This is a genomic window from Microcystis sp. M49636_WE2 (assembly GCF_030065375.1).
Lineage (GTDB): Bacteria > Cyanobacteriota > Cyanobacteriia > Cyanobacteriales > Microcystaceae > Microcystis > Microcystis aeruginosa_C.
The window spans coordinates 1-4,125 of the sequence record NZ_JASJFG010000688.1; the positions used below are offsets into that span (position 1 = coordinate 1).

4 protein-coding genes and 1 tRNA gene are annotated in these 4,125 nt (G+C 40.3%); 4 read left to right on the forward strand and 1 reads right to left on the reverse strand.

Going from position 1 to position 4,125, the window contains the following annotated elements:
- Positions 1-1,341, forward strand: a 1,341-nt coding sequence (locus PX484_RS15785) for a protein kinase domain-containing protein (RefSeq protein ID WP_288104667.1), incomplete at its 5' end; no start/stop codon positions are given.
- 22 nt (positions 1,342-1,363) lie between these two features.
- On the opposite strand, the gene trhO is transcribed toward PX484_RS15785, so the two are convergent.
- Positions 1,364-2,176 carry an oxygen-dependent tRNA uridine(34) hydroxylase TrhO gene (gene trhO, locus PX484_RS15790; protein WP_004268551.1) on the reverse strand — a complete coding sequence of 271 codons (813 nt, stop codon included), beginning with the start codon at positions 2,174-2,176 and terminating at the stop codon, positions 1,364-1,366.
- 77 nt (positions 2,177-2,253) lie between these two features.
- Here trhO and PX484_RS15795 point away from each other — a divergent pair.
- The 3 genes from PX484_RS15795 to PX484_RS15805 form a co-directional block, all read left to right on the forward strand.
- A tRNA-Ala gene (locus PX484_RS15795) sits at positions 2,254-2,326 on the forward strand.
- A 289-nt stretch (positions 2,327-2,615) separates the two neighbouring features.
- Entirely contained in the window at positions 2,616-3,398 is a 783-nt protein-coding gene (gene recO / locus PX484_RS15800; protein WP_287664966.1) for a DNA repair protein RecO, read from the forward strand.
- A 22-nt stretch (positions 3,399-3,420) separates the two neighbouring features.
- The coding region (locus tag PX484_RS15805; protein ID WP_502882753.1) for an MFS transporter at positions 3,421-4,125 on the forward strand (705 nt) is incomplete at its 3' end.

Here is a 4,125-nt window from a genome sequence, read left to right on the forward strand (position 1 = left end):
AGCAAAGCTATTGATTTATTTCAACAGGAAGCCAATCTTTTAAAACAATTAAATCACCCCGGTATTCCCAAAGGAGAAAACTATTTTATTTATCATCCCCGGGAGAGTCAAACTGCTTTACACTGTTTAGTCATGGAGAAAATTGCTGGTATTGACTTAGAAGAATATCAAAAACAAAGAGGATTTAAACCGATTGATTATAATCTCGCTTTGGATTGGTTAACTCAGTTAGCTAATATTCTCCATGAAGTTCATAAACATAAATTCTATCATCGTGATATCAAACCCTCTAATATTATCTTAAAACCCGATGGTCAATTAGTTTTAATTGATTTTGGAGCAGCACGACAGGTGACTAAAACTGTCCTAGCAGGAGGTAAAAATACAGGAATTTATACCCCCGGATATGCTCCTCCTGAACAATCTCTTGGTCACTCTGTCCCCCAATCAGACTTTTATGCTTTGGGCAAAACTTTCGTCTTTTTGTTAACCGGTAAAGAACCCAGTGACCCGAAAATTTATAATATTAATACCAATGAATTTAACTGGCGTAAATATGCCACAAAAATCCCTTCTCGATTAGCAGATTTTATCGATAATTTAATGGCAGAAAAACCTATTGATCGACCTAAAGATACCAAAAATTTGCTAAAAATTATTACCGATATTAAAGCCAATCCCCATCAAACTAAAAAAACTAAAAATTCTTCTCATGAAAAACCTAAAATTATTTCTATTCCCAATCCTGCAATTATTTCTTTACTCGCTGCAATTTCTCCCAGTTATGCTGGGTTTTGGCTCCGTTTAAAAGCTTCTTTAATTGATTCTTTTATCGTTCTTATTATCGCCGCTTTATTAGGTGGTTATATCTGTTTTCGCTTACAACAATGGTCAACTTTTAAAAACTTAAATCTTGATTTTGATATTCCCAAAGAAATCTGGGTTTACTATGCAGCAGGATTAAGTGCAGTTGGAACAACAATTATCGGTTTTGTCTTATTTATAGCGGCAATTATCTATAATATTCAAGCCAAAATTAACTTTACTCACGAACATATTGCCATCCTGACTGCTCTTGGTTTAGGAATAGTGATTAAATGGTTATATTATGTTTTCTTAGAATATCTTTTTAAAGCCACTATTGGTAAAATGTTTTTTGATTTATTCGTCACCGATAGCCAAGGCCGACGCATATCTTTTGCGAGAGCCAATCGCCGCTACTTACTAAAATTTCTCTCCACTGCTCCCTTATATTTGGGCTTTTTGCTGGCAGCCTGGACAAAGAAAAAACGCGCCCTTCATGACATGATTTCTGGTACACAAATCCGCAAGAAAAAGTAACCAGATACTAAATAGGATAAAATCAACTACAATAGGGACAAGATATTCCCGTTCGGTAATTGGGGGATTGTTTATCTTTTTCATCGATGGGATGACCGCAAGCGGGACACATTTCATAATGTCCTACCTCTAAATTAGCTGTTAGGGCCACTCTTTGATCGAAAACAAAACATTCTCCTTGCCAAAGACTCTGATCGGGACTAACTTCTTCTAAGTATTTCAAAATACCTCCCTCTAGCTGATAAACTTGAGAAAAGCCTTGATTTAATAAAAAAGCTGCCGCCTTTTCACAGCGAATTCCCCCCGTACAAAAAAGAGCTATTTTTTTATTGTTAATACTATCAAAATTGTCGTGAATATACTCAGGAAATTGGCGAAAATGCTGGATTTCTGGGTTAAGCGCTCCTGCAAAAGTACCGATCGCCACTTCATAATTATTACGAGTATCGATAACTACCACGTCCGGCTCTTTCAGCAATTGGTTCCACTCTTCAGTTTTGAGATGAATTCCTGTTTTTTCGAGAGGATTAGCCTTGGGTTGACCGAAAGTCACAATTTCCTTTTTTAAGCGAATTTTTAAGCGTTGAAAGGGCAAATAATCACAAACAGACTCTTTCACCTCTAGATTAGCTAAACGAGTATCGGTTTTTAACCAACTAATCACCTCCGCGATCGCTTGACGGTTCCCGGCGATCGTTGCATTAATCCCCTCGGCCGCCAGAAGAATAGTTCCTTTAATTCCTCTTTCTTGGCAGTATTTTTGTATTTCTGGCTGTTTTTGACGATAATCTGACAAAGCCACAAACTGGTAAAAAGTGGCGACTAGATAAGACATGGCAGGCAAGGGGAAAATTTACTTGTAATATTTTTCACTATAGGTTATAATAACGAGAGTGTCTCAAAAACCATATCGGGGGTTTAGCTCAGTTGGTAGAGCGCCTGCTTTGCAAGCAGGATGTCAGCGGTTCGAGTCCGCTAACCTCCATAGTCATGACTGATTCCCCTTTGCTTGGTGATTAGCTCAAGTCTTCTTGGGGAGACAATTAGCTAGGGTTTGCCGAAAAAATCTAAAAACCTTGTTGGCTAAGACTTTTACAGCTTTTGTCAATCAAAAAGTACCAGATATGGGAGTGATCGGGGGGAAAATTCCTGGACTTTTTCCCTGAAAATTAGGTAATTGACCCCCTCAAAATCGGTAAAACCCTACACCCCACACCCCACACCCCACACCCTGTCCCCACCAACAAACTTGTTCGGCAAACCCTAATTATTAAATGATGTCTCGTACCTATCAAGCTACTGGAATCAATCTGCAAGGAATGGCCTTCGGAGAAGCCGATCGCCTCTTAACTATTTTGACCGCCGAATATGGTTTAATTAGAGCCATCGCTCCAGGTGCGCGCAAGTATAAATCTTCCCTCCGGGGTAGAAGTGAACTATTTGTGGTCAATAATCTGTTAATAGTCGCAGGAAAATCCCTAGATAAGGTCGTTCAAGCTGAAACTATCGAATCTTATCCCAAATTAAGTCAAAATCTCGCCAAACTAACCGTTAGTCAATACCTCTGTGAGCTGGTTTTGGCGATCGCACTGAGCGAACAACCCCAGAGGGAATTATACGAATTAATCTGCAGCCATCTGGCCAGAATTGAAGTCCTCGACGAGAATCAATACATACTTCCCTACCTTTGTCAAGCAATTTTTCATTTCTTAATAATTGCCGGTTTAGTGCCGCAAGTCCATAACTGCCTGTTGACGGGAAAAGCTTTAATTGGGGAAAATTGCCTAGGATTTAGTTTCGAGGCAGGGGGAATAATAGATCTAGCTGCCCTCACAGAAACAATCAACCCGCCCAAAATCGATAGTAAACTGACGCGGCAAGAACTGCAATTACTGCAATGCCTAGGAAAAACCGATTTTCCCCCACCAGAAAACCTTGCCTCAGAACTAGCTTGGATTAACCTCGATCGCCTGCTGCGCCGCTATACTCAATATCATCTGGGAAAAACTTTTCGCTCCTCGGCATTAGTTGAGGGTTTATCTCCCTTAGAATTTTAAACAGATAGCAAAAATCATCATAATGCAACTGTTTGACTCAGAAACTAGCGACGCTAATTCTAGCGACTCTTCCACTCCTGTTTTTAATTCTTCCGATTCCTCACCGAGGCAATCCGACGCAGAAACCATGAACCGCTTGCCTAAACGTGCGCCCAAATCCAATCCTAGTCAGGGTTTTGCCCCAGTGCTAAAAAACCCGCGCTTTCTCACTCTCTGGGCGGGGGGAATTTTTTCCCAATTAGCGGATAAATTCTATTTAGTCCTGATGATCTCCCTAATTGCCACCCATTACCAAGAAGCCGATCAATCGATTAGTGGCTGGGTATCGGCGATAATGATTGCTAATACAATTCCGGCGGTGTTAGTGGGTTCGGTGGCGGGTGTATATGTTGATAGATGGTTAAAAAAACAAGTTTTAGTTATTTCTAACCTTTTACGCGGGGCTTTTGTCCTCATCATTCCCCTATTATTATGGTTAGTGCGCGAGCAAACTTTAGCCGTTCCCCTCGGTTGGTTGCCTGACGGTTTAAGAAATTGGCATTACCGGTTACAGGGAGAATTTAACTTACCCTTCGGTTTTTTCCTATTGTTAGTCATTACTTTTCTTGTCTCCACCCTAACCCAATTTTTTGCCCCCGCCGAACAATCTACCCTGCCATTAGTGGTAAAACGTCGTCATCTTCTACCCGCTAATTCCCTCAACACTTTAACCACCATGGCAGTATTA

What these genes read in the sequence shown, in the direction of transcription:
- trhO (WP_004268551.1), bottom strand. Translation starts at nt 2,176, where the DNA reads ATGTCTTATCTAGTCGCCACTTTTTACCAGTTTGTGGCTTTGTCAGAT.
- recO (WP_287664966.1), top strand. Translation starts at nt 2,616, where the DNA reads ATGATGTCTCGTACCTATCAAGCTACTGGAATCAATCTGCAAGGAATG.